19 protein-coding genes are annotated in these 23,510 nt (G+C 64.2%); 8 read left to right on the top strand and 11 right to left on the bottom strand.

The annotated features are described in order from the left end of the window. The first annotated feature begins 89 nt into the window (after nucleotides 1-89). Together QX048_RS31535 and QX048_RS31540 are read left to right on the top strand one after the other, a co-directional pair. Entirely contained in the window at nucleotides 90-803 is a 714-nt protein-coding gene (locus tag QX048_RS31535; RefSeq protein WP_315712941.1) for a helix-turn-helix domain-containing protein, read from the top strand. A gap of 571 nt (nucleotides 804-1,374) precedes the next feature. Further along, nucleotides 1,375-2,106 (top strand): Crp/Fnr family transcriptional regulator, encoded by a 732-nt coding sequence (locus QX048_RS31540; protein ID WP_315712940.1) that lies wholly within the window; start codon nucleotides 1,375-1,377, stop codon nucleotides 2,104-2,106. A 25-nt stretch (nucleotides 2,107-2,131) separates the two neighbouring features. Here QX048_RS31540 and QX048_RS31545 read toward each other — a convergent pair whose 3' ends face one another. From QX048_RS31545 to QX048_RS31555, 3 genes are all read right to left on the bottom strand, one after another. Continuing rightward, on the bottom strand, nucleotides 2,132-2,386 hold the full coding sequence (locus QX048_RS31545; protein WP_315825124.1) for a hypothetical protein: 255 nt from the start codon (nucleotides 2,384-2,386) through the stop codon (nucleotides 2,132-2,134). 206 nt (nucleotides 2,387-2,592) lie between these two features. Beyond that, nucleotides 2,593-3,591 carry a TRAP transporter substrate-binding protein gene (locus QX048_RS31550; protein WP_315825123.1) on the bottom strand — a complete coding sequence of 333 codons (999 nt, stop codon included), beginning with the start codon at nucleotides 3,589-3,591 and terminating at the stop codon, nucleotides 2,593-2,595. A gap of 55 nt (nucleotides 3,592-3,646) precedes the next feature. Further along, nucleotides 3,647-4,333 carry a GntR family transcriptional regulator gene (locus QX048_RS31555; RefSeq protein ID WP_315713634.1) on the bottom strand — a complete coding sequence of 229 codons (687 nt, stop codon included), beginning with the start codon at nucleotides 4,331-4,333 and terminating at the stop codon, nucleotides 3,647-3,649. Nucleotides 4,334-4,694: 361 nt separating this feature from the next. Between QX048_RS31555 and QX048_RS31560 the strand changes: the two genes are divergently transcribed. Further along, nucleotides 4,695-6,782: a molybdopterin oxidoreductase family protein gene (locus tag QX048_RS31560; RefSeq protein WP_315825122.1), complete on the top strand. Its 2,088-nt coding sequence runs from the start codon at nucleotides 4,695-4,697 to the stop codon at nucleotides 6,780-6,782. A 16-nt stretch (nucleotides 6,783-6,798) separates the two neighbouring features. Here QX048_RS31560 and QX048_RS31565 read toward each other — a convergent pair whose 3' ends face one another. Next, entirely contained in the window at nucleotides 6,799-7,218 is a 420-nt protein-coding gene (locus QX048_RS31565; protein ID WP_315825121.1) for a hypothetical protein, read from the bottom strand. Nucleotides 7,219-7,510: 292 nt separating this feature from the next. Here QX048_RS31565 and QX048_RS31570 point away from each other — a divergent pair, with 292 nt between their 5' ends. The 3 genes from QX048_RS31570 to QX048_RS31580 all read left to right on the top strand — a co-directional run bounded on the left by QX048_RS31570 (nucleotide 7,511) and on the right by QX048_RS31580 (nucleotide 12,525). After that, entirely contained in the window at nucleotides 7,511-10,936 is a 3,426-nt protein-coding gene (locus QX048_RS31570) for an acyl-[ACP]--phospholipid O-acyltransferase (protein ID WP_315825120.1), read from the top strand. Beyond that, complete coding sequence (locus tag QX048_RS31575) at nucleotides 10,936-11,673, top strand: esterase/lipase family protein (RefSeq protein WP_315753624.1); 738 nt, start codon at nucleotides 10,936-10,938, stop codon at nucleotides 11,671-11,673. The genes QX048_RS31570 and QX048_RS31575 overlap by 1 nt, the downstream gene beginning before the upstream one ends. A gap of 72 nt (nucleotides 11,674-11,745) precedes the next feature. Continuing rightward, entirely contained in the window at nucleotides 11,746-12,525 is a 780-nt protein-coding gene (locus tag QX048_RS31580; protein ID WP_315753532.1) for an enoyl-CoA hydratase/isomerase family protein, read from the top strand. A gap of 697 nt (nucleotides 12,526-13,222) precedes the next feature. Here QX048_RS31580 and QX048_RS31585 read toward each other — a convergent pair. Continuing rightward, nucleotides 13,223-14,332, bottom strand: a complete 1,110-nt coding sequence (locus QX048_RS31585; protein WP_316200832.1) for a DUF418 domain-containing protein — start codon at nucleotides 14,330-14,332, stop codon at nucleotides 13,223-13,225. A 145-nt stretch (nucleotides 14,333-14,477) separates the two neighbouring features. Further along, nucleotides 14,478-14,963, bottom strand: a complete 486-nt coding sequence (locus tag QX048_RS31590; protein ID WP_315753536.1) for a hypothetical protein — start codon at nucleotides 14,961-14,963, stop codon at nucleotides 14,478-14,480. 211 nt (nucleotides 14,964-15,174) lie between these two features. Here QX048_RS31590 and QX048_RS31595 point away from each other — a divergent pair, with 211 nt between their 5' ends. Then, nucleotides 15,175-15,999 (top strand): GNAT family N-acetyltransferase, encoded by an 825-nt coding sequence (locus QX048_RS31595; protein ID WP_316172206.1) that lies wholly within the window; start codon nucleotides 15,175-15,177, stop codon nucleotides 15,997-15,999. A gap of 1 nt (nucleotide 16,000) precedes the next feature. Here QX048_RS31595 and QX048_RS31600 read toward each other — a convergent pair whose 3' ends face one another. From QX048_RS31600 to QX048_RS31620, 5 genes are all read right to left on the bottom strand, one after another. Further along, complete coding sequence (locus tag QX048_RS31600) at nucleotides 16,001-16,363, bottom strand: VOC family protein (RefSeq protein ID WP_315753540.1); 363 nt, start codon at nucleotides 16,361-16,363, stop codon at nucleotides 16,001-16,003. An 87-nt stretch (nucleotides 16,364-16,450) separates the two neighbouring features. Continuing rightward, a complete protein-coding gene (locus QX048_RS31605; protein WP_315753542.1) occupies nucleotides 16,451-17,455 on the bottom strand; it encodes an SDR family oxidoreductase in 1,005 nt (334 codons plus the stop codon). Between the two features lie 206 nt (nucleotides 17,456-17,661). After that, a complete protein-coding gene (locus QX048_RS31610) occupies nucleotides 17,662-18,090 on the bottom strand; it encodes a GlcG/HbpS family heme-binding protein (protein WP_315753544.1) in 429 nt (142 codons plus the stop codon). A 167-nt stretch (nucleotides 18,091-18,257) separates the two neighbouring features. Continuing rightward, nucleotides 18,258-21,215 (bottom strand): FAD-binding and (Fe-S)-binding domain-containing protein, encoded by a 2,958-nt coding sequence (locus tag QX048_RS31615; RefSeq protein ID WP_315825117.1) that lies wholly within the window; start codon nucleotides 21,213-21,215, stop codon nucleotides 18,258-18,260. 113 nt (nucleotides 21,216-21,328) lie between these two features. Continuing rightward, the gene (locus QX048_RS31620; RefSeq protein ID WP_315825116.1) at nucleotides 21,329-22,087 is read right to left on the bottom strand and encodes a GntR family transcriptional regulator; all 759 of its coding nucleotides are present in this window, start codon (nucleotides 22,085-22,087) and stop codon (nucleotides 21,329-21,331) included. A 127-nt stretch (nucleotides 22,088-22,214) separates the two neighbouring features. Between QX048_RS31620 and QX048_RS31625 the strand changes: the two genes are divergently transcribed. Then, the gene (locus tag QX048_RS31625) at nucleotides 22,215-23,420 is read left to right on the top strand and encodes an alanine--glyoxylate aminotransferase family protein (protein ID WP_315753550.1); all 1,206 of its coding nucleotides are present in this window, start codon (nucleotides 22,215-22,217) and stop codon (nucleotides 23,418-23,420) included. The last annotated feature ends 90 nt before the right edge of the window (nucleotides 23,421-23,510 follow it).

The following is a 23,510-nucleotide window of genomic DNA, read 5'->3' on the forward strand; positions in this document are numbered from 1 at the left end:
TTGGTTCGTTTGATTTGAATCAATCGGAACTTCGAGCGTCCGTTAGAATGCAATCATTCTCTTTGCGCTTGGCCCACCGGAGCCCCCGTATGAAGACGTCTCTTGTTGCAATCGATTTCCACGGGCAGGCCTGTGCCGATTGTGCCGTGCGGGGATTCAGTGTCTGTGCGTCGCTCGACCAGTTCGAAATGCGCGAATTCGAGCACCTCAGCCGCCGAGCGCATTTTGCGACCTGCGAGACGGTTTTCGCGCAGGAAGACACGTCGTCCTGCTTCTACAATTTATTGGATGGGGTAATGAGGCTCTACAAGCTTCTCCCCGACGGACGCAGGCAGATCGTCGGATTTGCGCTCCCCGGTGACTTCGTCGGCATGACGACGGAGGAACGGCACGGATTTTCGGCTGACGCGATCGGTCCCGTCACCGTCTGCCAGTTCGCGAAGGGACCGTTCGGACGCTTTGCCGAGGACAAGCCGAATCTGCTGCGCCGGATGAACGAACTGGCCGTGCAGGAGCTGAATCAGGCGCGTGATCACATGGTACTTCTTGGGCGCCGATCCGCCGAGGAGAAGGTCGCGACATTCCTCGTTGGCTGGAGGGATCGGCTGGTGGAGCTTCGGGGGCCCTCTAACATGGTACCGTTGCCGATGAGTCGGCAGGATATCGCTGACTATCTCGGGCTCACCATCGAGACCGTCAGTCGAACGTTCACGAAGCTCGAACGGGAGGGCATCATCGCGATCCTGCCCGGGGGCGTCTCGCTTCGGGACTCGGCACGAGCCGAAGCAATGGCTGCTGCCTGACATCGTTGGCGAAATCCGCATTGCATTGATCTGGATCAAGGACTGTCGCGCAGCCGGTAGGGAACTGTATCTCAAACTCGAACAGGGGAGAGAGACATGCCGCTCGACGCTATGTTGGTCAGCTTTGCAGTTGTGGGGGTCTTTGTCGGGTTCGCCGCGGTCCTGCTTTGGGCTGATTCACAGACAAGGCATCGGGTGTGAGGTACAGGCTGCCCTTGGACTGCGGCATCTTGCGCTCAGAAGAGTAGCGCTGCTGGTCCGACGGGGCGGCTGGACGATTCCCACGCGCTGCACAATGTATGCCGGGCCCGTATCTGCGGCGGAAACGCCTCCGGCGTCGATTGGCACATGGCTTTGCCGTTGAGCGTTCGCCGCATTTTCCTGGACAATCCGCCGATCTGCCGTATTCCGAGGTGCAATGAAATCGAGGATCGGTGGTCGCAAGTCTGAGGGATCGTCTTTGCTGGTGGCTGTAGGCGTGTCCATAGTCCCCTGACATTCGCGGGGCTTTGGCCACCGGCTTTGGACCTCTCCCTTGGGCGGCGGTATTCGGACGCCTGGGAGATGCGGTGTGGCTGAGGAAAAGCGGGCGAGCGTCCGACCTACCAACAACGGCAAGCTGTCGGTGCTGCGTCAGCATCCGATTTTTCGTGAACTCGAGGCTGATGCGGTCGATCAGCTCTGCCGCTACGCCAAGCCGACATCGCTCAAGCGCGGTGCAACCATCTTCTCAAAAGGCGATCCCGGCTCGAGCTTGTATGCCGTGATCAGTGGCACCGTCAAAATCAGTGTCTCGTCGCCCGACGGCCGCAATGCTATCCTGAACCTGATCAGCGCCGGCGAGATATTCGGCGAAGTCGCCGTGCTCGACGGACGAGAACGTACAGCCGATGCAACGGCCAATACGAACTGCGAGATCCTGGTCATCGATCGGCGCGAATTCCTGCCGTTCGTAAAGAGCCAGCCGGTGCTGGCAATGAAGTTCATCGAGCTGCTTTGCGATCGGCTGCGCTGGACCAGCGACCAGGTCGAGCAGGTCATCCTTCAGGATCTTCCCCGCCGCCTTGCCAGTGCGCTGCTCGGCCTGACCGACAAGCGCAAGCTGGATGCCGCGAGCCGCACCATTGCCATCACGCAGCAAGAGATCAGCGAAATGGTCGGCATGACGCGGGAGAGCATCAACAAGCAGTTGCGTGCATGGGCCGCGCGGGACTGGGTCCGCCTCGAGCACGGGGCGATCGTGCTTCTGAACCCCGAGCCGCTACGCGGATTGGCGGAGGCTGGTCAAGACGAAGACGAGTAGGGGCGGCGAGGCATTTTCCGGCGTCCTACCTAGCCGATGATGGCCGTATCTCGCCGGCGGCGAGCTGGATTTCGGGGGGGCGGCGGACGACCAAATCCTTGGCCGGACCCGCTGGCCGTGGGGGATGGCCCTCGCGATAGGCGATCACGATGCAGAGCAGGATCAGCGAGAAGCCGAGCAGCGGCCCCGGGAATACACCACCCGCCATGAACAGCGCGCTGATCGAGATCGTCCCGCCGGTCGCGAGCGCGTGAAGGACGGCGTTAGGGCTTGGTGGCACCAGCACAACAGGACGGCCATCGCCTCGGGCCAGGAAGCGGCGCCGTTCAGGACGTAGCGGGTGAAGACCGCCCAAGGGATGACGGCTGAGATCAGCACGAGCGCCGTTACGCCCACGATGACGCAAGCGGGATACAGTGCATCCATCGCCCGGCGATAGAGTCCGGCCATCGTAAGCCTCCTGATCGTCCGAACCGAGCGTGCGGTCTATGCGATGTCCTGAATGCGCTTGATCATTTCTTGGTACTTCGGACCGTATTTGTCCCAGACCGGCTTCACGGCCTTCTGGAACGGCGCCTTGTTGGCGATTTCGACGATCTCGGAGCCACCGGCCTTGGCCTTCTCAATCGCTTCCCGCTCGTAGGCCTTCCAGAGTTCGCGCTCCTCCATCTGCGCTTCGCGCGCGAACTTCTTGATCAAGGTCTGGTCGTCGGTCGACAGGTTTGCCCAGGACCGCTTCGAGAACACGAGGATTTCCGGAATGACGAGATGCTGGGTGAGCGAATAGTACTTCGCGGCCGTGTAATGATTGCTGGAGACGTAGCTCGGCGGATTGTTTTCGGCCCCGTCGATCACGCCGGTCTGCAGCGCGCTGAAGACCTGATCGTAGCCCATCGCGACGCCGTTGCCGCCGAGCGCGTTCATCATGTCGATGAAGATGGGATTGCCGATCACGCGGATCTTCAGCCCCTTGACGTCCTCGACCGTCCTGATGGGCTTCTTGGTGTTGTAGATGCTGCGCGCGCCAGAATTCATCCAGCAGAGTGCGACGAGATTTGCGCTGGCATTGGCGCTGACGCGGTCCAGAAGGTCCTGACCGATCGGACCGTCCATCATCTTTTCAGAATGTTCGATGCTCTTGAACAGGAAGGGCATGTTGACGACGTTGACGTCGTCGACGATCGGGCCGAGCGCGCCGGCGCTGACCCGCAGTATCTGGATCGCCCCGATCTGGGTCTGCTCGATAGTCTCTTTCTCGCCGCCGAGCTGAGCGGAGGGATACATCTGGATCAACAGCCTGCCGTTGGTTGCCGCTGCAAGCTTCTTGCCGAGGTTTTCTGTTGCTGCAACCGTCGGATAACCCGGCGGCTGAACGTCGGATGCCTTGAACACCGCCTTCGATTGCGCAAGGGCGGCCGAGATCGGCGGCAGCGTTGCAACGCCCGCAAAGCCCACGCTCAGTCTGATGAAATCGCGTCTTTTCATGGCGTCTCTCCGACGGAATGATCGTGTCGCCGCAAGGTTCGATGCGATCATCTCGTTAGCCTGGTTGATCGAAATACTCCGGATTCTTGGTCTGAATTTCAGAGATGTCGTCGAGCAGGCGTTCCAGATGACTCGCCATGGCAGCCCTGGCACGATCCGGATCGCGCCGTTCGATGGCCTGGAGAATTGGTTCGTGCTCTGCGATCACTTCGGCCATCCGTCCGATCTGCGGCAGGGTCAGTCGACGATAGCGGTCGACGTGAACCTTGACCTGAACGATCAGCTTCCAGATCCCGGGATAGCCGGCGACCTCGGCGATGCCAGCGTGAAACATCTCGTCCGCCTGGTGGAAGGCTTCGCGATCCTTTGCGGCGCAGGCCTCGCGCTGACGTTCGAGGGTCGCATGCAGGTTGAGCAACTGGCTCGATGTCGCATGCTCGGCCGCCATCCGTGCGGTCGTCTCTTCGAGAGACTTTCGGATGATGATGGTCTCGGGGAGTGCTGCGACCGGAATGCGCGAGACGAAGATGCCGGACTGCGGAAATATCTCGACCAGCCCTTCGTCCGCGAGTTTCAGAATGGCCTCGCGGACCGGTGTCCTGCTGACGCCATAGGCCGTCGCGATCTGCGCTTCCGAAATCGGTTCGCCCGGCAGGCGCACGAGCGACACGAGTTCGGACCTGAGATCGGTGTAGATGCGTGACGCTGCTGTCGCGCCGCGGGGGCGACCATTGCGGCGCATGCGGGCGACCACGGGCCGTGGCGCTGCGGCCAATTTCCTCGGGGGTCGACCGGACATCTTCGTTTCCTCAGCTGATATATTAATATATGAAACTGGCTTTGCAATCGAAATTGCCGTCAGCTGAGGACTCGCGATGGTGCACTGCGCTGTACGCAGGCAGCAACCACGAGCACGCAACAGAGCCTATCGTCTTTTCTTGCCGTCTTCATCTCGCCCCTAACGCCGGATCGGCCGTTGTCGGCGGCGACTTGTCCACATCCAGAAGCAAATCTGCGGTGGAGCAGACACGCACGAATCTCGTTCGTGCGAATGCCTCGCGAATGCTCTCGGCGGATGCATTCTTTGATGCTACCAATCGGGCATGAACCAGCAGACTCGGGTCGATATCCGCCATTCTACCTGCCCGCACGATTGTCCGTCGGCCTGCGCGCTCGACGTCGAAGTGCTCGATCGGAAGACGATCGGCCGCGTTCGCGGCTCGAAACGGCAGACCTATACGGCTGGCGTGGTTTGCGCCAAGGTCGCGAGATATGCCGAGCGGATTCATCATCCTGAGAGGCTGATGCATCCGATGCGTCGCGTCGGCCCGAAAGGCTCAGGGCAATTTGCACGCATCACCTGGGACGAGGCGTTGGACGTGATCGCCGAGCGGTTTCTCCAGGTGGAGCGCGACTTTGGCGCTCAGTCGGTCTGGCCGTATTATTACGCGGGCACGATGGGTCTCGTGATGCGCGATGGCCTCAACCGTCTCACCCATGTGAAGAAGTACTCGCGGTTCTACTCGACGATCTGCGCCAATGTCGCGCGCATCGGCTTTGCCATCGGCACCGGGAAGATTGCCGGCGTCGATCCGCGGGAGATGGCGCTCTCGGATCTGGTCGTGATCTGGGGCACGAACCCGGTGAACACGCAGGTCAATGTCATGACTCATGCGGCGCGCGCCCGGAAGGAACGAGGCGCCAAGATCGCGGCGATCGATGTCTACGACAATGAGACCATGAAGCAGGCCGACATCAAGGTCATCCTGCGACCTGGGACCGACGGCGCATTTGCCTGCGGCGTGATGCACGTGCTGTTTCGCGATGGCTATGCCGACCGCGCCTATATGGAGACGTACACGGATTGTCCTGCCGAACTCGAAGCGCATCTGGAGACCCGGACGCCGCAATGGGCATCGCAAATCTCTGGCGTTCCCGTGGCCGAAATCGAGGCGTTCGCCCGTCTGGTCGGAGAGACGAAGCGGACCTTCTTCCGACTGGGTTATGGTTTCACCCGCAGCAGGAACGGCGCGGCGCAGATGCATGCGGCATCGTGCATTCCCGCGGTGACCGGCGCCTGGCAGTATGAGGGAGGCGGAGCCTTCTTCAACAACGCGGCGCTGTGGCATTTCGATGAAACGATCATCGAGGGCCATGATGCTGTCGATCATTCCACCCGCTTTCTCGATCAGTCGCAGATCGGGCGTATCCTCACCGGGGATCGAGCAGCGTTGTGCGGCGGTCCGCCGGTCAAGGCGATGCTGATCCAGAACACCAATCCGATGACGGTGGCGCCCGAGCAGGAGCTGGTTCGCAACGGATTTGCGCGCGAGGATCTTTTCGTCGCGGTCCACGAGCAGTTCATGACCGAGACGGCGCAGATGGCGGATATCGTGCTGCCCGCCACGATGTTCATGGAGCATGACGATCTCTATTACGGCGGCGGCCATCAGCACATTTCGATCGGACCGAAGCTGATCGACCCGCCCGGCGAGTGCCGGTCCAATCATGAGGTGCTGCAGGGCCTGGCGCGCCGGCTGCGGGCGGTGCATCCGGGCTTCGAGATGTCGCCGCGCGAGCTGATCGATGCGACGTTGAAGAAGAGCGGCCATGGCGATATCGCCGGGCTCGAGGCCGATGTCTGGCGCGACCTTCAGCCGGACTTCCGCACCTCGCACTATCTCGACGGCTTCGCGCACAGCGACGGGAAATTTCACTTCAAGGCCGACTGGGCGCATCCACCATTCGGCCGCGTCATGGGCAATCCTGAACGCATGCCGTCGTTGCCCGACCATTGGGCGGTGACCGAAGAGGTCGATCAGCAGCATCCGTTTCGGCTTGCGACCAGCCCCGCGCGCTCGTTCCTCAACACCTCCTTCAACGAGACGCCATCGTCGCAGGCGCGGGAAGGGGGACCCTCCGTCATGATCCATCCGCTCGATGCAGCCCCGCTCGGCATCGTCGACGGCGATATCGTCACGCTCGGCAACGAGCGTGGCCAGACCTCGCTTGCGGCCCGGCTGTTCGACGGAGTCCGGCGCGGGGTGCTGATCGCCGAATCCATCCATCCCAATCGCGCCCATGTCGGGGGGCGGGGCATCAACGTGCTCACCGCTGCCGACACCGTCGCGCCGATCGGGGGCGCGGCCTTTCACGACAACAAGGTCTGGCTGCGCAAATCGGCCGGGTGACGCCGACCTAGGCGGGTCATCGGAAATATTTTTTTATAATCAATGGCTTGATGCCCTGCTTGGTGTACTGGCCGCGGCCGGGAAGACTTCGTTTACCCAATCGCTCCGCCTTATCGAATTTTCTTGAGCGGCGCTCATTTTTGAGATATGAATTTTGAGCGTTGCTCAAAATTAGAGGAGTAATCCCATGCAGGTTCTCAGCTTTCGCGGTCCGCAGCTTTTTCCCGTCGTCGATCTCCAGCCGTTGCTGAACGGTTTGGCTCGGGCTGCGTCTCACCTTGTGGCGGCACGCGTTGAGCGCATCGCCAACGCCTGTGACGTTGCCGGCCTGCTGGCCGCGCGGCGCGCAAGGCGGGTGCCCGGAGACCGGCTTTTTCGCGCAGCTGCTCGCGAGGGACGCCGGCCTCGCCGCGGTGGCCTGTTCGGCCGCTTCCACTACCTGAGTGAGCTGAGTTGATCACGGCTCAAATCCCCGGCTCATACGCAAGGAAGCGGTCACCATGTCCTCGCGTCCCATAACCTCCGTCCAGCTGCCCTCGGTCTGGATAAGCCTTTTGCACACGACCTTCGGGCTACTCTTCGTGCTGGTCGGCGGCCGACAACAGAACGGCAGACCGCATGACCGCGTCTAACAGGGTGCATCACCGGCACCACCTCATTTCATCACCAACCTTCAAGACTCTTGCCATCCTTGCGGCCGAGCCGCCGCAGCACACCAGGAAACGACCATGATCAAGCAGTTGATGTCGTCGCGCCGTTTTGCCCCGCTGTTCTGGGCGCAATTCTCCTCGGCGCTGAACGACAACGTCCTGAAGAATGCGCTCGTCATCATGCTGCTCTATGGCGCCATGGCCGTGCATGGCGATGCGCTGGTGACCGTGGCCGGTGCGGTGTTCATCTTCCCATTCTTCATTCTTTCGGGACTCGGCGGCGAGTTGGCCGACAGGTACGTCAAGGGCATCGTCGCGCGCAGGCTGAAGTTCGCCGAGATATTCGCTGCCGGCTTCGCGGCGCTGGGTTTCTTCATGCATTCGATCCCGCTGCTGTTCGTCGCCCTCGGCATGTTCGGTGTCATCGCCGCGCTGTTCGGCCCGGTGAAATACGCCATGCTGCCGGACCAGCTGACGGTCGGCGAGCTCGCCACCGGCAATGCGCTAGTGGAAGGTGCGACCTTCATGGCCATCCTGATTGGCACCATCGCCGGCGGCCAGCTTGTCTCCGGCTCCTCGCACATGGGCTGGGTCGCTCTCGCGGTGATCGGCCTTGCCGTCATCTCCTGGGCCTCCGCCTCGCGCATCCCGCACACGGTGCCGTCCGCGCCGGATCTGCGGATCACAGCCAACCCCTGGACCTCGACCTTGCACCTTCTGAAGTCGTTACATGCCGCGCCCCGACTGTGGGACGGCATGGTGATCGTGTCCTGGTTCTGGCTGGTGGGTGCCGTCGTGCTGTCGCTGCTGCCGGCCCTGGTCAAGGACGTCGTCGGCGGTACCGAGGGCGTCGTCACCCTGTGTCTCGCCATCTTTGCGGTCGGCATCGCGATCGGCTCGCTGTTCGCCGCGCATCTTAGCCACGTCAGGCCGAACCTCGCGCTGGTGCCGATCGGCGCCATCATCATGGGCGTGCTCGGCCTCGACTTGTCCTGGGCGATCGGCACGACGGAGATCGCGAAGGGAATCACGCCGCTGGGATTCATCGGCTCCTGGTCAGGCTCGCGCATGCTGTTCGATTTCGCCTTGTTCGCCTTCGGCGGCGGCCTCTTCGTGGTTCCTGCGTTCGCCGCTGTGCAGGCGTGGTCGGAGCCCACCGAGCGCGCCCGGGTCATCGCCGCCGGCAACGTGCTGCAGGCCGCTTTCATGGTGGTCGGCTCGCTGGGCGTGGCTGGCCTGCAGGCTGCAGGCGTCTCGATCGCCTGGATCTTCTTCGGTCTGGCCTTGGCGAACTTCGGCGCCGTCTGGTTCGTGCTCACCAAATGGGGCAGGGAGGGCGTGCGCGACTTCGGCGCGATGCTGTTCCGCGCGCTGTTCCGCACTGAGGTGCGTGGGCTGGAGAACCTGCCGCCGGTCGGCACCCGCATGCTGATCGCGCCGAACCATGTCAGCCTGATCGACGGTCCGCTGCTCCACGCGGTGCTGCCGATCGATACCACCTTTGCCGTCGACACCGGGATCTCCAAGGCCTGGTGGGCGAAGATCTTCCTGAAACTGGTGAGCCACATCACGATCGACCCGACCAAGCCGCTCGGCGCGCGCGACCTGATCAAGCTGGTCGCCAGCCAGGAACCGGTGGTGATCTTCCCGGAGGGCCGCATCACGGTGTCGGGCTCGCTGATGAAGGTCTATGACGGCACCGCGATGATCGCCGACAAGGCCGATGCCGTCGTGGTGCCCGTCCGCATCGAGGGCGCGCAGCGCTCGCATCTCAGCTATCTCAAGGATGGCCAGATCAAGCGCTCGTGGTTTCCCAAGGTGACGGTGACGATCCTGCCGCCGGTGAAGCTCACCATCGATGCAGCTCTCAAGGGCAAGACCCGCCGCAACGCGGCTGGCGCTGCGCTGCAGGACGTGATGATCGAAGCCATGGTCAAGAACGCCATGCTGGATCGGACACTGTTCGAGGCGCTCGCCCATGCCCATCGCGACCACGACACCGGCAAGGTGATGATCGAGGATCCGCTCGGCACCAAGCTGACCTATCGCAAGCTGCTGCTTGGCTCGCAGGTGCTCAGCCGCAAGCTCGAGCAGGGCACGATGGTGGGCGAGAACATCGGCCTGTTGCTGCCGAACTCCGCCGGCGTCGCCGTGGTGTTCATGGCACTGCAGTCGATCGGCCGCGTGCCGGCCATGCTGAACTTCTCCGCCGGCCCGGTGAACGTGCTGGCGGCGATGAAGGCGGCGCAGGTCGCGACGGTGCTGACGTCGCGCGCGTTCATCGAGAAGGGCAAGCTCGACAAGCTGATCGCGGCGATCGAGGGGCAGGCCCGTCTGGTCTATCTTGAGGACGTCAAGGCCTCGGTCAGCCTGGCCGACAAGATCAAGGGAATGATCGACGGCACCAGGCCGCGCGTCGCCCGCAATGCCGACCACCCCGCCGTGATTCTGTTCACGTCCGGCTCCGAAGGCACGCCAAAGGGCGTCGTCCTGTCCCATCGCAATATTCTCGCGAACGCCGCCCAGGCATTGGCGAGGGTCGATGCCAACGCTAACGATCTTGTGTTCAATGTTTTGCCGGTGTTCCACTCCTTCGGCCTCACCGGCGGCATGATGATGCCCATGTTGGCGGGCATTCCGATCTATATGTACCCGTCGCCGCTGCATTACCGGATCGTGCCCGAACTGATCTATCAGACTGGCGCCACGATCTTGTTCGGCACCGACACCTTCCTGACTGGTTACGCACGCTCCGCTCATGCCTATGATTTCCGCACGCTGCGGCTGGTCATCGCCGGCGCCGAGCCGGTCAAGGATCGGACACGGCAGATCTATATGGAGCGTTATGGCATCCGCCTGCTCGAAGGCTATGGCGTCACCGAGACCGCGCCGGTGCTGGCGATGAACACGCCGATGGCCAACCGGGTCGGCACCGTCGGGCGCCTGTCGCCGCTGATGGAGTACCGGCTCGACAAGGTGCCGGGCATCGAGGAGGGCGGGCGGCTTTCGGTCCGGGGGCCCAATGTCATGCTCGGCTATGTCAGGGCCGAAAATCCCGGCGTGCTCGAGGCGCTGCCGGAGGGCTGGCACGACACCGGCGACATCGTCACCATCGACGCGCAGGGCTTCATCACGATCAAGGGCCGCGCCAAGCGCTTTGCCAAGATCGCCGGTGAGATGGTGTCGCTGACGGTGGTCGAGCAGATCGCCGCGACCTTGTGGCCGCAGGCGGCTTCGGTCGCGGTGTCGATCCCCGATCAGCGCAAGGGCGAGCGCATCGTGCTGATCACGACGCAGAAGGATGCCGAACGCTCCGCGATGCAGCGCCAGGCCAAAGGCCAAGGTGCGCCGGAGCTTGCGGTGCCGGCCGTCGTGATGGTGGTCGACAAGATCCCGCTGCTCGGTTCCGGCAAGACCGACTATGTCGGCGCCAAGGCACTTGCCGAGGCGAGTGCGGCAACCGCTACGACGGAGCGCGAGCCGGAGGAGCGGGAAGTCGCGTGATCGCATCGCTGCGCCGGCGTTCTCAGCACAGTGGCCCCCGCGGCGCGGGGGTTGTGCTGCTGCATGGCATCGCCGGCCGATCATTGATGCTGCGTCCACTGGAAAAGCGGTTGCAGCGCGCAGGTTTTGCGACGCTGAACCTCGACTATGAAAGCCGCAAGAAACCGCTCGAGTTTCTTGCCGACGACATCCGCCCGGCGATCGCCGATTTCACAGCCAGGATCGACGGTCCGATCCACTTCGTCACCCACTCGATGGGCGGGCTGCTGGCACGGGTCGCGATTGCGAAGCATCGGCCGGCGCGGCTCGGCCGTGTCGTCATGTTGGGAACGCCCAATGGCGGCAGCGAGCTTGCCGACCGGCTGCAGAACGTCGGGCTCTATCGCGCTTATTTCGGTCCAGCCGGCCTGCAATTGGTGACCACGAAGGACGTCACGCTCGCCTCTCTGCCACCCGCCGACTACGAGATCGGCGTGATCGCCGGCAACCGCTTCCTCGATCCGATCGCCGGGCTGTTCCTGCTGCCGTGGCCGAACGACGGCCGCGTCTCCGTCGAGAGCTGCAAGCTCGCCGGGATGACGGACCACACCACCATCAAGGCGTCGCACATGGGCCTGCTGGTGCATCCGACGTCGTTCCGGCAGACCATCGCGTTCCTGCGCACTGGCCAGTTCGAGCCGGTGCGTCCGCTGCTGCACGGGGTCATCGCCGAGATCGGCCGCCGCGCGGCCTCTTGACGCAAGTTTTCCTTGCCCGCGGCAGCTATCCCGCGACAATCTCGCATCCGACATCAAGCGACAGGCAAGGCGATGACCGACGACAGCGTGATTCTCGACAAGCGCGGGCAGGCCCTCTGGATCACCATCAATCGTCCGGAGAAGCGCAACGCGCTGAATGGCGACGTGATCGCCGGGATCTCGCGCGGCTATCGCACGGCGCATGACGATCCCGAGGTGCGCGTGATCGTGCTGACCGGCGCAGGAGACAAGGCGTTCTGCGCCGGCGCCGACCTGCAGAACTCCGGCGCGGCCTTCGCGATGGATTTCTCCCGCCCGAATGTCGATTACGCGGACTTGCTCCGGCTGTCGCAGAATTCCACCAAGCCGGCGATTGCGCGCGTCGGCGGCGTCTGTATGGCCGGCGGCATGGGCTTGCTGTGTATGACCGACATGGCGGTCGCAGCCGATCACGTCGTCTTCGGCCTGCCGGAGGTGAAGGTCGGCGTGTTCCCGATGCAGGTCCTGAGCCTCTTGCAGAGTATCGCGCCGCCGCGTCTCGTCAACGAATGGGCGCTCACGGGCGAGCCGTTCGACGCCAAGACTGCACAGGCTGCCGGGCTGCTCAACCATGTCGTTCCCGCCGCCGAGCTCGACGGCAAGATGGACTGGCTGATCGGCCGTCTCGTCGACAAGTCGCCGACCGCCATCCGCCGCGGCAAATACGCCATGCGCGCCATCGCCTCGATGTCGTTCGACGAGTCCATCGCCTATCTCGAAAGCCAGATCGCGCTGCTGGCGATGACCGAGGATGCCAAGGAGGGCCTGAGGGCGTTTGCCGAGAAGCGCAAGCCGGTGTGGCCGGGGAAGTAGCTCGCTGCGGGTAGAGTGTGTGACGGCGGCTCTGTTGTTGCCGCTGTCATGCTCCGCGAAGGCGGAGCATCCAGTACGCCGAGGCCTCCCGGTTCGATGACCACGGCCTCTGGAATACTGGATAGCCGGCTTTCGCGGGCGATGACAGTGGAGGGGTGGAAAGGTTCTTTGCTCCAACAATATTTGTCCACATAGGGTGATACATGGATCCGCGATCTCGCGACGCTTCGCGTCCGAGTCTTGCGTCAGATTTCGCCCTCTGAACGAAGAGGGCGCAGGGAAGGCCGGGCGCTCGCCGCCCCCATGCCCGCCTGCAGGAAGAAAAGCAGGCGGCAGTGACCACAGGTTTGGCCGCAACTACCGGCCTTCCCTGCGCGACGGGCTTACGGCTTATACGTGATCTCCCTGGTGCGCCGGGCTTTCTGGCCACCATCCCCGCGCGAAGCAAAGCCTCGTCGCGAGTTGACATCAGCGTCGGGATGTCAGGACCACACGATTTCGCCGTCCGCCACGCCACCAGTCGTCTTGCGCAAACGCGCCTGATGCCGCGACGGCCATCGCATCACCGGCCCAACGCTTGTGACGATCGCGAGGCGCCCCTCTCGTAAGCCGCGACGCCGTGAAATGTGCAGCTGATTTGCCCGACAAGACAACACCCACCGGGGTGCGACATAGTAACCCGACGGGCAAAGTCGTGTCAGGAGTGCGGCCGAAGCCGCATCGGCTGCAGCTTGTTGTACATCAGGCTGCGCCACAGCCATTCGATGGGGCCGAACTGAAACAGCCCCAGCCAGCACCAGCTCGCGATCACCTGGAGCACATAGACGACCACGCCGATGCCAAGTGCGAGCGAGACGCTGAGCCGGCCGAACAGGCCGAGGCCATAGCCGTAGAACACGACGCCGAAGATGACGGACTGCATGAGATAGTTGGTGAAGGCCATCCGGCCGACGAGAGCCGCCCAGCCGAGCAGGCGGGCGCCCCAGATGGTGCTTGCAGCCGAAAGGATCAGCGCACCATAGGCAAGCGCCAGGCTCACAGTCGCAAGCGATGCGCCGGCGTCGATCGTGACAGCGAGTGCGGCCAGGGCCGTCAGCAGCAGCATGACGCGGTGATGCGGCATATCGCGCAGAAGGCCGGATCGCCAGATGACGATGCCGGCGAGGAAAAGTCCGAGCGTGCGCGGAAAGATCCACAAATGCAGCGGCGCGATGGCGCTGATTTCGGACAGCCGGAACACCAGGATCTGCGAGAAGTTGCCGTTGGCATAGATGCGATTGGCATCGACAACATGCTGCATCATCCAGGAGGAGCTTAGTAGCGGCAGCACGGGAATAAGCCAGCTGGTGAAGTACAGCCCGAGCAGGGTGAGGCTGCTCGCGATCACCAGCCAGCTTGGCGCGAACAGGAACGGCAGCACGAGCAGTCCGGCAAGCGCATATTCGGTCAGGATGTCACCATTCCACAGCAGCGTCAGGTGCAAAATGCCGATCGCGAGCAGGACGAGCAGCCGCCGGAGCAGCAGGGGGATACGTCGCTCCGGAGCGATCCGGTCGAACTGCATGGCCAGCCCGATGCCGAACAGCAGCGAGAACAGGGCAAGCGCCTTCATGGAGACGGCGCGCGCGAGACCATCTTCGATGGCGCGATTGAAGGGCGAGTCTCCGACGATGGCCCACAAAAGCTTGACCGTCTCCGGTGATGACGATCCGGCGAAGAAGGTCGTGCCCGCTTCGTGCGCTCTCGGCGTCGGCAGAAATTGCTGGAAGATCGAGATACGGAACTCAAATACGACGTTGATGGCCATGACGCCAAAGAGGGCGAGGCCCCGGAGGATGTCGATGGCTGGCAGCCGGTCGCCACCAGAGGCAGGCCCCGTCGGATTAGCTGATCCGATCGTCGCAGTCATAGGGCTGAGAACTCATAAGCAGGGAATGGACTGACTTCCGCGTTCACAGGCAGGCGTCATGATGGCTTGCTGTCACCTCTGTGATCGCTCCTGCATCGTCTGACTTCCAGGTCACGTCGATCGTCTGCACACAGGCTGGATTGCCCCATCGATAGAAATGGACATTGGCGGTCTCGGACGTTCGGCATGGTGCATGAATCTCTCCCAGCCGCACCACGATATGTCCGTCGCGGACGCAATCCGGGAACGGTTCGAATCCTTGCTTCAGCAGCGTTGCTGTCAACATCGCGGCTGGTGTTCCGGATGGGAATTCCGCCTGAAGGTGGGCCGTGAGCCGTTTTCCGCTCTCCACTGATTTGAGCCAGGAGTCCGCAACGTCGTTCTCGAACATCGGAGGTGGCCGTGTATTCATGAACAGCGGCGAGGTGAGTATTGAAAGAAATAGAACGGCGGCCGGTGGATTGAAGATGGCGATGAAAGCTGACCCCGTCGCGAGCAATGCGGCACTGGCCATGAGGCCACGCAGCATCCATGTCAGCCACCGAGGGCGCATGCGATCGGTTTGTGCGTTTCGTCGTATCATGGGAGATGAACGTTAGCCCTGCGCAGCGTTGTGCGCAACGATCGCAATATTCCCGCCCAAGGGCATCTTTGTTGCTGCGAAGGACGGCAGTTGGCGCTAGCGTTGTGAGATGATGCAAAGTGGCCCAATTGCAACCGACGGTCTTCTCATCCGGCCGATGCGGCCGGAAGAGATTCCGCTGGCCATCGACTGGGCGGCGGCCGAGGGCTGGAATCCCGGCCTGTCCGATGCCGCGTGCTTTTCCGTGGTCGATCCGCAGGGATTTCTCATCGCCGAACGTGACGGTGTGCCGGTCGCGACGGTGTCCTGCGTCAACTACGACGGACGCTTCGCGTTTCTGGGCTTCTACATCGTACGTCCTGATCTGCGCGGGCATGGCTATGGCCTGCGGCTCTGGCAGGCTGCGATGGCGCATGCGGGATCGCGTGTCGTCGGCCTCGACGGTGTCGTCGCGCAGCAGGACAATTATCGAAAGTCCGGCTTCAAATATGCCTATGCCAATGTCCGCTACAGTGGGAAGGCCGCTACGGTGCTGCCCGCTGCTGCGCGATCGGACTTCGTTGCGCTGAGCGACGTGCCGCTGGCCGACATCGAGGCCTCCGACGCGGCTGTGTTTCCGGCGTCGCGCCGCGCGTTCCTGCAGGCCTGGATCGGAGCCCCCGGCCATGTCGGCCGCGCTGTCATCCGTGATGGCGCGCTTGCCGCCTGGGGCGTGATCCGGCCGTGCCGCACCGGCTCTAAGATCGGTCCGCTGGTCGCGCACAGCCGGGCCGATGCCGAGGCCATCGTCTCGGCGCTGCTGAGCGAGATCGGCGACTCCGAGGTCTTCCTCGATGTGCCGGCGATCAACCCGGAGGCGGTGGCGCTGGCGGAGAGTCTCGGGCTGAAGCCGGTGTTCGAGACCGCGCGCATGTACACCCGCCCGATCGCGCCACTACGCATCGAGCGGCTGTTCGGCGTCACCACTTTCGAGCTCGGCTAGCTCATTTGTCGAGCGGCCGCGCGAAGCTCAATTCGTGACCGTCGGGATCGGTGAGATGGAAGTAGCGCTCGCCCCATTCGGCGTCGCGCGGCGTGGTGGAGGGCGAGAAGCCGGCGGCCAGCGCCTTGGCGTAGACGGCGTCGACGTCCGAGACATGAAAGATGATGCGGCCCCACCAGCTCCACTGCTTGTCCTCCGGCATAGCGATCAGGTTGAGATAGCCCGCGCCGACTCGGAAGGTCGTGAACGGGGTGTCGGCGCCGCCATACGGGATGTCGTCGAAGCCGAGCGCGCGATAGAAGGCGACCGCGCGGGCCATGTCATGGGTGGCAATGGTGATCGCGCTGATGCTTTCGATGGTCATGCAGGCGCTCCGGACGGGAATGGATAGCGCGGAGCAGAAAAGCGCATCTCGCCGGTGTCACGCAAGCACCGCGTTGCAACGCGCGGCCTAGCGCCTCCCCCGCCGGCTCAGCGTCGCTCCCAGCGCAAAGAAGACAGCGGCCCCGATTGCGACGGTCGCGGCGCGGGCCACATCGCCGGGCACGAGCATCGCGTGCAGGGCCGCGCCACGGCTGAACGAGCCGCGGGTACGGTGCAGGCGTGTAACCGGGTGATCGAGATTGTCGGTGCGGTCGGGCACCAGCGGCACGTCGGTCTGCTGCCCGGCGATCGCCTTGGCGGCGAGGTAGCGGTCGAGCAAAGCCGGGGCGATGGCGTTGCCGAGGATGGTCAGCAGCGTCGGCCAGCCGATCCAATATTCGCGGAAGCCGCCATCGGCAACGCGATAGACGGCGTCAGCGATCACCTCAGGCTCCACCGGCCGGCCCATTGGCCGTGGCGTATGCGCAAGGTGCGCGCGAGCCCAGTCGAATTGCGGTGTGTTCACCGCGGGCAGATCGACGATGCAGAGCGTGATGCCTGAGCGCTCGTGCATCAGCTCGGCCCGCAGCGAGTCGGTGAAGCCCCGGATCGCATGTTTGGCGCCGCAATAGGCCGCCTGTAGCGGAATGCCGCGATAGGCGAGCGCCGAACCGATCTGGATGATGCGGCCTTCGCCGCGTCGGCGCATCGATCGCAGCGCCGCCATCGTGCCGTGCACGAAACCGAGATAGGTCACCTCGGTGACGCGGCGGAATTCCTCCGGTGTGATGTCGGCCACGGTCGAGAACACCGTTTCCATGGCGTCATTGATCCAGATGTCGACCGGACCCAGGCGCTGCTCGAGCCGCTCGGCAGCGTCGAACAGGGCCTGCGCATCGGCGACATCGACGGCCTCGTATTCGGCATGGGCAAACCGCGCCTGCAGCTCGCGCTGGACGTCGCGCAGCGCATGCTCATCGCGCGCGATCAGGCCGATGCGATCGCCGGCCTCGCCGAAGCGGTTCGCGATGGCACGGCCGACGCCGGCGGAGGCGCCAGTGATGATGATGGTGCGAGCTCGTCTGCGAGGCATGTCCGGTTCTCCACGCGCCCCGTCGTACAAACGTGCAGCAGCCGGCAATGTTTCGGGCCGGTCAAGCCGGCCGAATGAATTCTCCGTCAGCCGCGATCTGAGCCGTGGAATTCGACGCATGATCGATCAGGCTTCGAGAGGGCGGCCAGCCCCCTCGAGATTGTGGGACGGAAAAGCTCGCTGAGCTTTGCAGGTGCGACCGGAGCTCAGCCCGGATTGGCCTTGAGGCCGGCGGCCTCGATACCGGCGACGGCGCAGATCTCGTCATTGTCGGAGCTGTCGCCGGAGACGCCGACGGCGCCGACGAGCGTCGTGCCGTCCATGATCAGCACGCCGCCGGGCACCGGGACCATGCGGCCCTGGGCCAGCGTGTTCACGGCGTCGATGAAATAGGCCTGCTCCTGGGCGCGCTGGAACAGGGCGCGGGAGCCGAGGCCGAGCGCCAGCGCGCCATAAGCCTTGCCATGCGCGACCTCGGCCCGCATCAGGCTGGTGCCGTCCTGGGCGGCGGCCGCCTTCAGGCAGCCGCGGGCGTCGAGCACCATCACGGCGAGCGGCTTGAGCTTCTTCTCGATGCCCTTCGCGAGCGTGGCATCCAGAATCTTGCGAGCGGCGTCGAGCTTGAGATCGGCCATGTCGGTGTCCTTTGCGATTTGTGATGAAAAGTCGGCTCTATCATCCGTCATTGCGAGCGAAGCGAAGCAATCCAGGACGAAAGAAAAGGTCTGGATTGCTTCGTCGCTACGCTCCTCGCAATGACGAACATTGAGGTCGCGCTCCGCGGCGTCCGGTCTCTCGTGACCTACGTTGATGCTTGCGCCCGCTCCAGGCTCATCGCCAGGAGCTGCGCGGCGTGAACGGCACCGCGGGCGGCGCCGTCCTGGATCTGGTGGCGGCAGGAGGTGCCGTCGGCAACGATGAACGTTGCGGCGTCGGCGTTGCGCACGGCGGGCAGCAGCGACGCCTCCGCCATCTGCTGCGAGACCTCGTAGGTCTCCGCGCCATAGCCGAACGCGCCGGCCATGCCGCAGCAGGAGGATTCGATGGTCTCGACCGTGAGCTCCGGAATGAGTCGGAGCACCTGCTCGACAGGCTTGAAAGCGGCGAAGGATTTCTGATGGCAATGGCCGTGCAACAAGGCCTTACCGGGCAGGGGGGCGAGCGGCAGCGCCAGCCTGCCGCTCTCGGCCTCGCGCGCCAGAAACTCTTCCAGCAGCAGCGCGTGTGCGCTGATCGTTTTCGCGGTGGCGTCGTTGCGCAGCGACAGCAGTTCGTCGCGCAGCGTCAGCAGACAGCTTGGCTCGAGGCCAATGATCGGCACGCCGCGCGAGGCGAACGGCGCGTAGGTCTCGACCAGGCGCTGCAGCTCGGACTGGGCCTCGTCGACGAGGCCGGCGGAGAGGAAGGTGCGGCCGCAGCACAGGGCGCGGCCGCCATCGGCCGGCTTGGGCACGTAGACGCGATAGCCGCCGGCGATCAGCACGCGCAGCGCGGCGTCGAGATTTTCGCGCTCATAGACGCGGTTGAAGGTGTCGCCGAACAGCACGACCTCGCGGCCATCAGCCGGACCGAACGCGTCGGCGTCGACGCGGAAGGTGTCGGTGCGGAAGGCCGGAAGCTTGCGCTTGGCGCTGATGCCCGCAACGCGCTCCATCAGCACGCGCAGGGGCGCAACATGATTGCGCAGGTTCACGAGCGGCGCGATGCGGGCAGCCATATCGGCATAGCGCGGCAGATAGGCGACGAGCCGGTCGCGCAGCGTGAGGCCATGCGTCGTCGCCCGGGCCGCCAGCACCTCGATCTTCATCTTGGCCATGTCAACGCCGGTCGGGCACTCGCGGCGGCAGGCCTTGCAGGAGACGCAGAGCTTCAAGGTCTCCATCATCTCGTCGGACGACAGCGCGCCGGGACCGAGCTGGCCGGAGATCGCGAGCCGCAAGGTATTGGCACGGCCGCGCGTGACATCCTTCTCGTCGCGGGTGGCGCGATAGGACGGGCACATCACGCCGCCGTCGAGCTTGCGGCAGGCGCCGTTGTTGTTGCACATCTCGACCGCGCCCTGGAAGCCGCCGGCGGCACCCGGATAGGCCGACCAGTCGAGCACCGGCTTGATGTCGTCGACGATGCGGTAGTCCGGCGGATAGCGGAACAGCGAGCGGTCGTCCATCCTGGGTGGATCGACGATGCGGCCAGGATTGAGCACGTTCGCCGGATCGAAGCGCTGCTTGACCTCCTTGAAGTCGGCGACGATGCGGCTGCCAAACATCTGCTCGTGGAATTCCGAGCGCACGATGCCATCGCCATGCTCGCCGGAATGCGAGCCCTTGTACTCGCGCACCATGGCGAAAGCTTCCTCGGCGATTGCGCGCATCGCCTTGACGTCCTTCTCCAGCTTCAGGTTCAGCACCGGGCGCACATGCAGGCAGCCCTCGGAGGCGTGCGCGTACATCGTGCCGCGCGTGCCGTGCCTGGCGAACACCTCGTTGAGCCGCGCGGTGTAGTCGGCGAGGTGGGGCAGCGGCACGGCGCAGTCCTCGACGAACGACACCGGCTTGCCGGCCTCCTTCATCGACATCATCACGTTGAGGCCGGCGGCGCGGAAGTCGGCGACGGCGGTCTGAAGCGCAGGGTCTGATATCTCGACGACGCCGCCCCATTTGCAGATCTCGTTGCTCCAGGAGAAGCCGAGATCACCCATCAGCTCGGAGAGCTGCTTCAGCTTGGCGAGGTTCTCGTCCTTCGTCTCCTCCGCGAACTCGACCACCAGGATCGCGTCGGGATCGCCGCGCACCGCCGCCGCGATCACCGGCTGGAACATCGCGATGTCGCGGCCCAGCCCGATCATGGTGCGGTCGACCAGCTCGACCGCGATCGGCTTCAGCTTGACCAGATGCTGGGCCGCATCCATCGCCTGATAGAAGCTGCCGAAATGACAGACGCCGAGCACCTTGGTGCGGATCAGCGGCCACAGCTTGAGCTCGATCCGGGTGGAGAAGGCCAGCGTGCCCTCGGAGCCGACCAGCAGATGCGCCAGGTTGTTGGCGGCGTTGCGCGGCGTCAGTGCGTCGAGATTGTAGCCGCCGACGCGGCGCTGCACCTTGGGAAACCTGTCGGCGATCTCCGCGGCCTCGCGCTCGCCCAGCGCCAGCATGTCGCGAAACAGCGTGCGCGCGCTCTCCGGCGCGCTGACGTCACGAAGGTCTCGCGCCACCTCGCCGAAATGCGCCAGCGTGCCGTCGGCCAGCGCGGCGTCGATGGCGATGGTGTTGTCGCGCATCGTGCCGTAGCGCAGCGAGCGGCCGCCGCAGGAATTGTTGCCGGCCATGCCGCCGATCGTGGCGCGCGACGCCGTGGAGACGTCGACCGGAAACCACAGGCCGTGCTTCTTGAGCTGGCGATTGAGGTCGTCGAGCACGATGCCCGGCTCGACCACGCAGGTCCGCCCCTCGACATCGAGCGAGACGATGCGGTTCAGGTGCTTGGAGAAGTCGACGACGATCCCCTCGTTGACCGTCTGGCCGCATTGCGAGGTGCCGCCGCCGCGGGGCGTGACGATGCGGCCGTCGTCGCGGGCGATGGCGAGCGCACGCAGCGCCTCGTCCATCGTGCGCGGCACGACCACGCCCGCCGGAATGACTTGGTAGAACGAGGCGTCTGTGGCGTAGCGGCCGCGGTTGAAGCGGTCGAAGAAGACGTCGCCTGTCATCTCGGCGCGGAGCTTCTGTTCGAGCCTGGACGGACCGGCTTTGGCGTTCGGCATGGTGATCCCTGGTGGGGCCCGGCTGTCGTCCGGCGGGCGCTGTTCCGCCCGGTGTCATTCATTTCCGCAAATGCGTCAATCTGATTGCATGCAAATTTGCGCAATCCCCGGCGTTATTCGACCTTGTCTGGCTTGGCTGCCGCCAGCGGCGGCTGGCTCTCGGCGAAGTACGCGATCGCAGCCGCGCCCTTGTTGCGCAGATGCTGGAACAGGATGTCGGACAACTCGCTTCCGGCACGCCGGCGCAGGGCATCGAGGATCAACTCATGCTCGCGCATGGCCTCGCTCCAGCGTTCGCGCTTGCGGGCGAAATTGGCCGAGAAGCGAACCCGGCGGATGCGGCCCGCCAGGCTCTCATAGGTCGCATGAAGGGTGGTGTTGGCGGCGGCGTCGACGATCGCCCGGTGGATCAACTGGTTCATGCGGAAATAGCCCTGCATGTCCTGCCGCATGTAGAATCCGTACATATCATGATGAAATTGCTCGATTTCCGCGATCGCTTCATCTGAAATCTTCTCGCAGGCGAGGCGTCCGGCGAGGCCTTCCAGGCCTCCCATCAGGTCGAACAGTTCGTGGATGTCGGCGGCGCTGAGCGGGCGCACCCGGGCGCCGCGATTGGGCAGCAGCTCGACCAGCCCCTCGGCTGCGAGCACCTTGAGCGCTTCGCGCAAGGGGGTGCGGGACACCCCCAGCATTTCGCAAAGCTGCCGCTCGGACAGGCGTCCGCCGTCGGCGACATGGCCCTCGACGATGTAGTCGCGCAGCCGCGCCAGGATCTCGTCATGCAGCGAGGTTTCGTCCCGCGCAGGCACGGATCGACCGCTTGGCCCGGTCAAGGGTGGCGTCTCGATATCGGGAATCGTGGAATTCATCTTACGCATTGTAGCGGTAGTTACAGATGTGGTCGACCTCGTGCGTGCATGCGATTGAGCTCTTGCATGCTGAAGGATTGAATGCAATCATGGGTGCCAGAATGCCGTCGTCGCCCGGAGCTCTGTCGTGACCCGTCCCCAAGGCCGTCATTTCTTGCATATTCCGGGCCCGAGTCCGGTGCCCGAGCGGGTGCTGCGGGCGATGGACATGCCGGTGATCGATCACCGCAGCGCCGAGTTCGCCGAACTCGGCAAGGCCGTGCTCGGCGGCTCGCAGGCGATCTTCAAGACCACGAGCCCGGTGATCATCTATCCGTCTTCGGGCACCGGCGCCTGGGAGGCTGCCATCGTCAACACGTTGTCGCCGGGCGACAAGGTGCTGATGGTCGAGACCGGCCACTTCGCCACGCTGTGGCGGCAGATGGCGGCGCGGTGGGGAATCGAGGTCGACTTCATTCCCGGCGACTGGCGCCGTGGCGTCGACCCTGCCGTCATCGAGGAGGCGTTGGTCGCCGACGCCGGTCATCGGCTCAAGGCGGTGATGGTCGTGCACAACGAAACCTCGACCGGCGCGACCAGCCGGATCGGTGAGGTGCGCGCCGCGATGGACCGCGCCAAGCATCCGGCGCTGCTGATGGTCGACACCATCTCCGGTCTCGCCTCGGCCGACTTCCGCTTCGACGAGTGGAAGGTCGATGTCGCCGTGTCCTGCTCGCAGAAGGGCTTCATGCTGCCGCCGGGGCTCGGCTTCAACGCCGTCTCGGACAAGGCGCGCCTTGTTGCCAAGGCCAACAAGATGCCGCGCTCGTTCTGGGATTGGGAGGACATGCTGAAGCTGAACGCGAACGGCTTCTTCCCCTATACCCCGGCGACGAACCTGCTCTATGGCCTGCGCGAAGCGATTGCCATGCTGCTCGAGGAGGGACTCGACCAGGTGTTCGCGCGCCACCAGCGGCTTGCGGCCGCGACCCGCGCCGCGGTCGAGCATTGGGGTCTCGAGGTGCTGTGCCAGGAGCCGAAGGATTTTTCCCCGGTGCTGACCGCCGTGCTGATGCCGCCGGGCCATGACGCCGATCAGTTCCGCCAGGTCGTGCTCGACAATTACAACATGTCGCTCGGCTCGGGCCTGTCCAAGGTCGCGGGCAAGGTGTTTCGCATCGGCCATCTCGGCGAGTGCAATGCGCTGACCCTGATGGCGGCGCTGAGTGGAGTCGAGATGGGGCTGCGTGCGGTCGGCGTGCCGCATCGCGCGGGCGGTGTCGATGCCGCGATGGTGCTGCTGGATGAGCCATCGCAGGGCAATGCGCCGCGCCAGCTTGCGGCGGTGAAATGAGGCCAAACCGCGTGCAGCAAGCTGGGGCGTCCCGCTATGCCGCACTGCACAGAAGAAGGGGATTTGTGTGCATCTGAGGGATGTCAGCCC

Source organism: Bradyrhizobium sp. SZCCHNS30572, assembly GCF_032484415.1.
Taxonomy (GTDB): Bacteria; Pseudomonadota; Alphaproteobacteria; order Rhizobiales; family Xanthobacteraceae; genus Bradyrhizobium.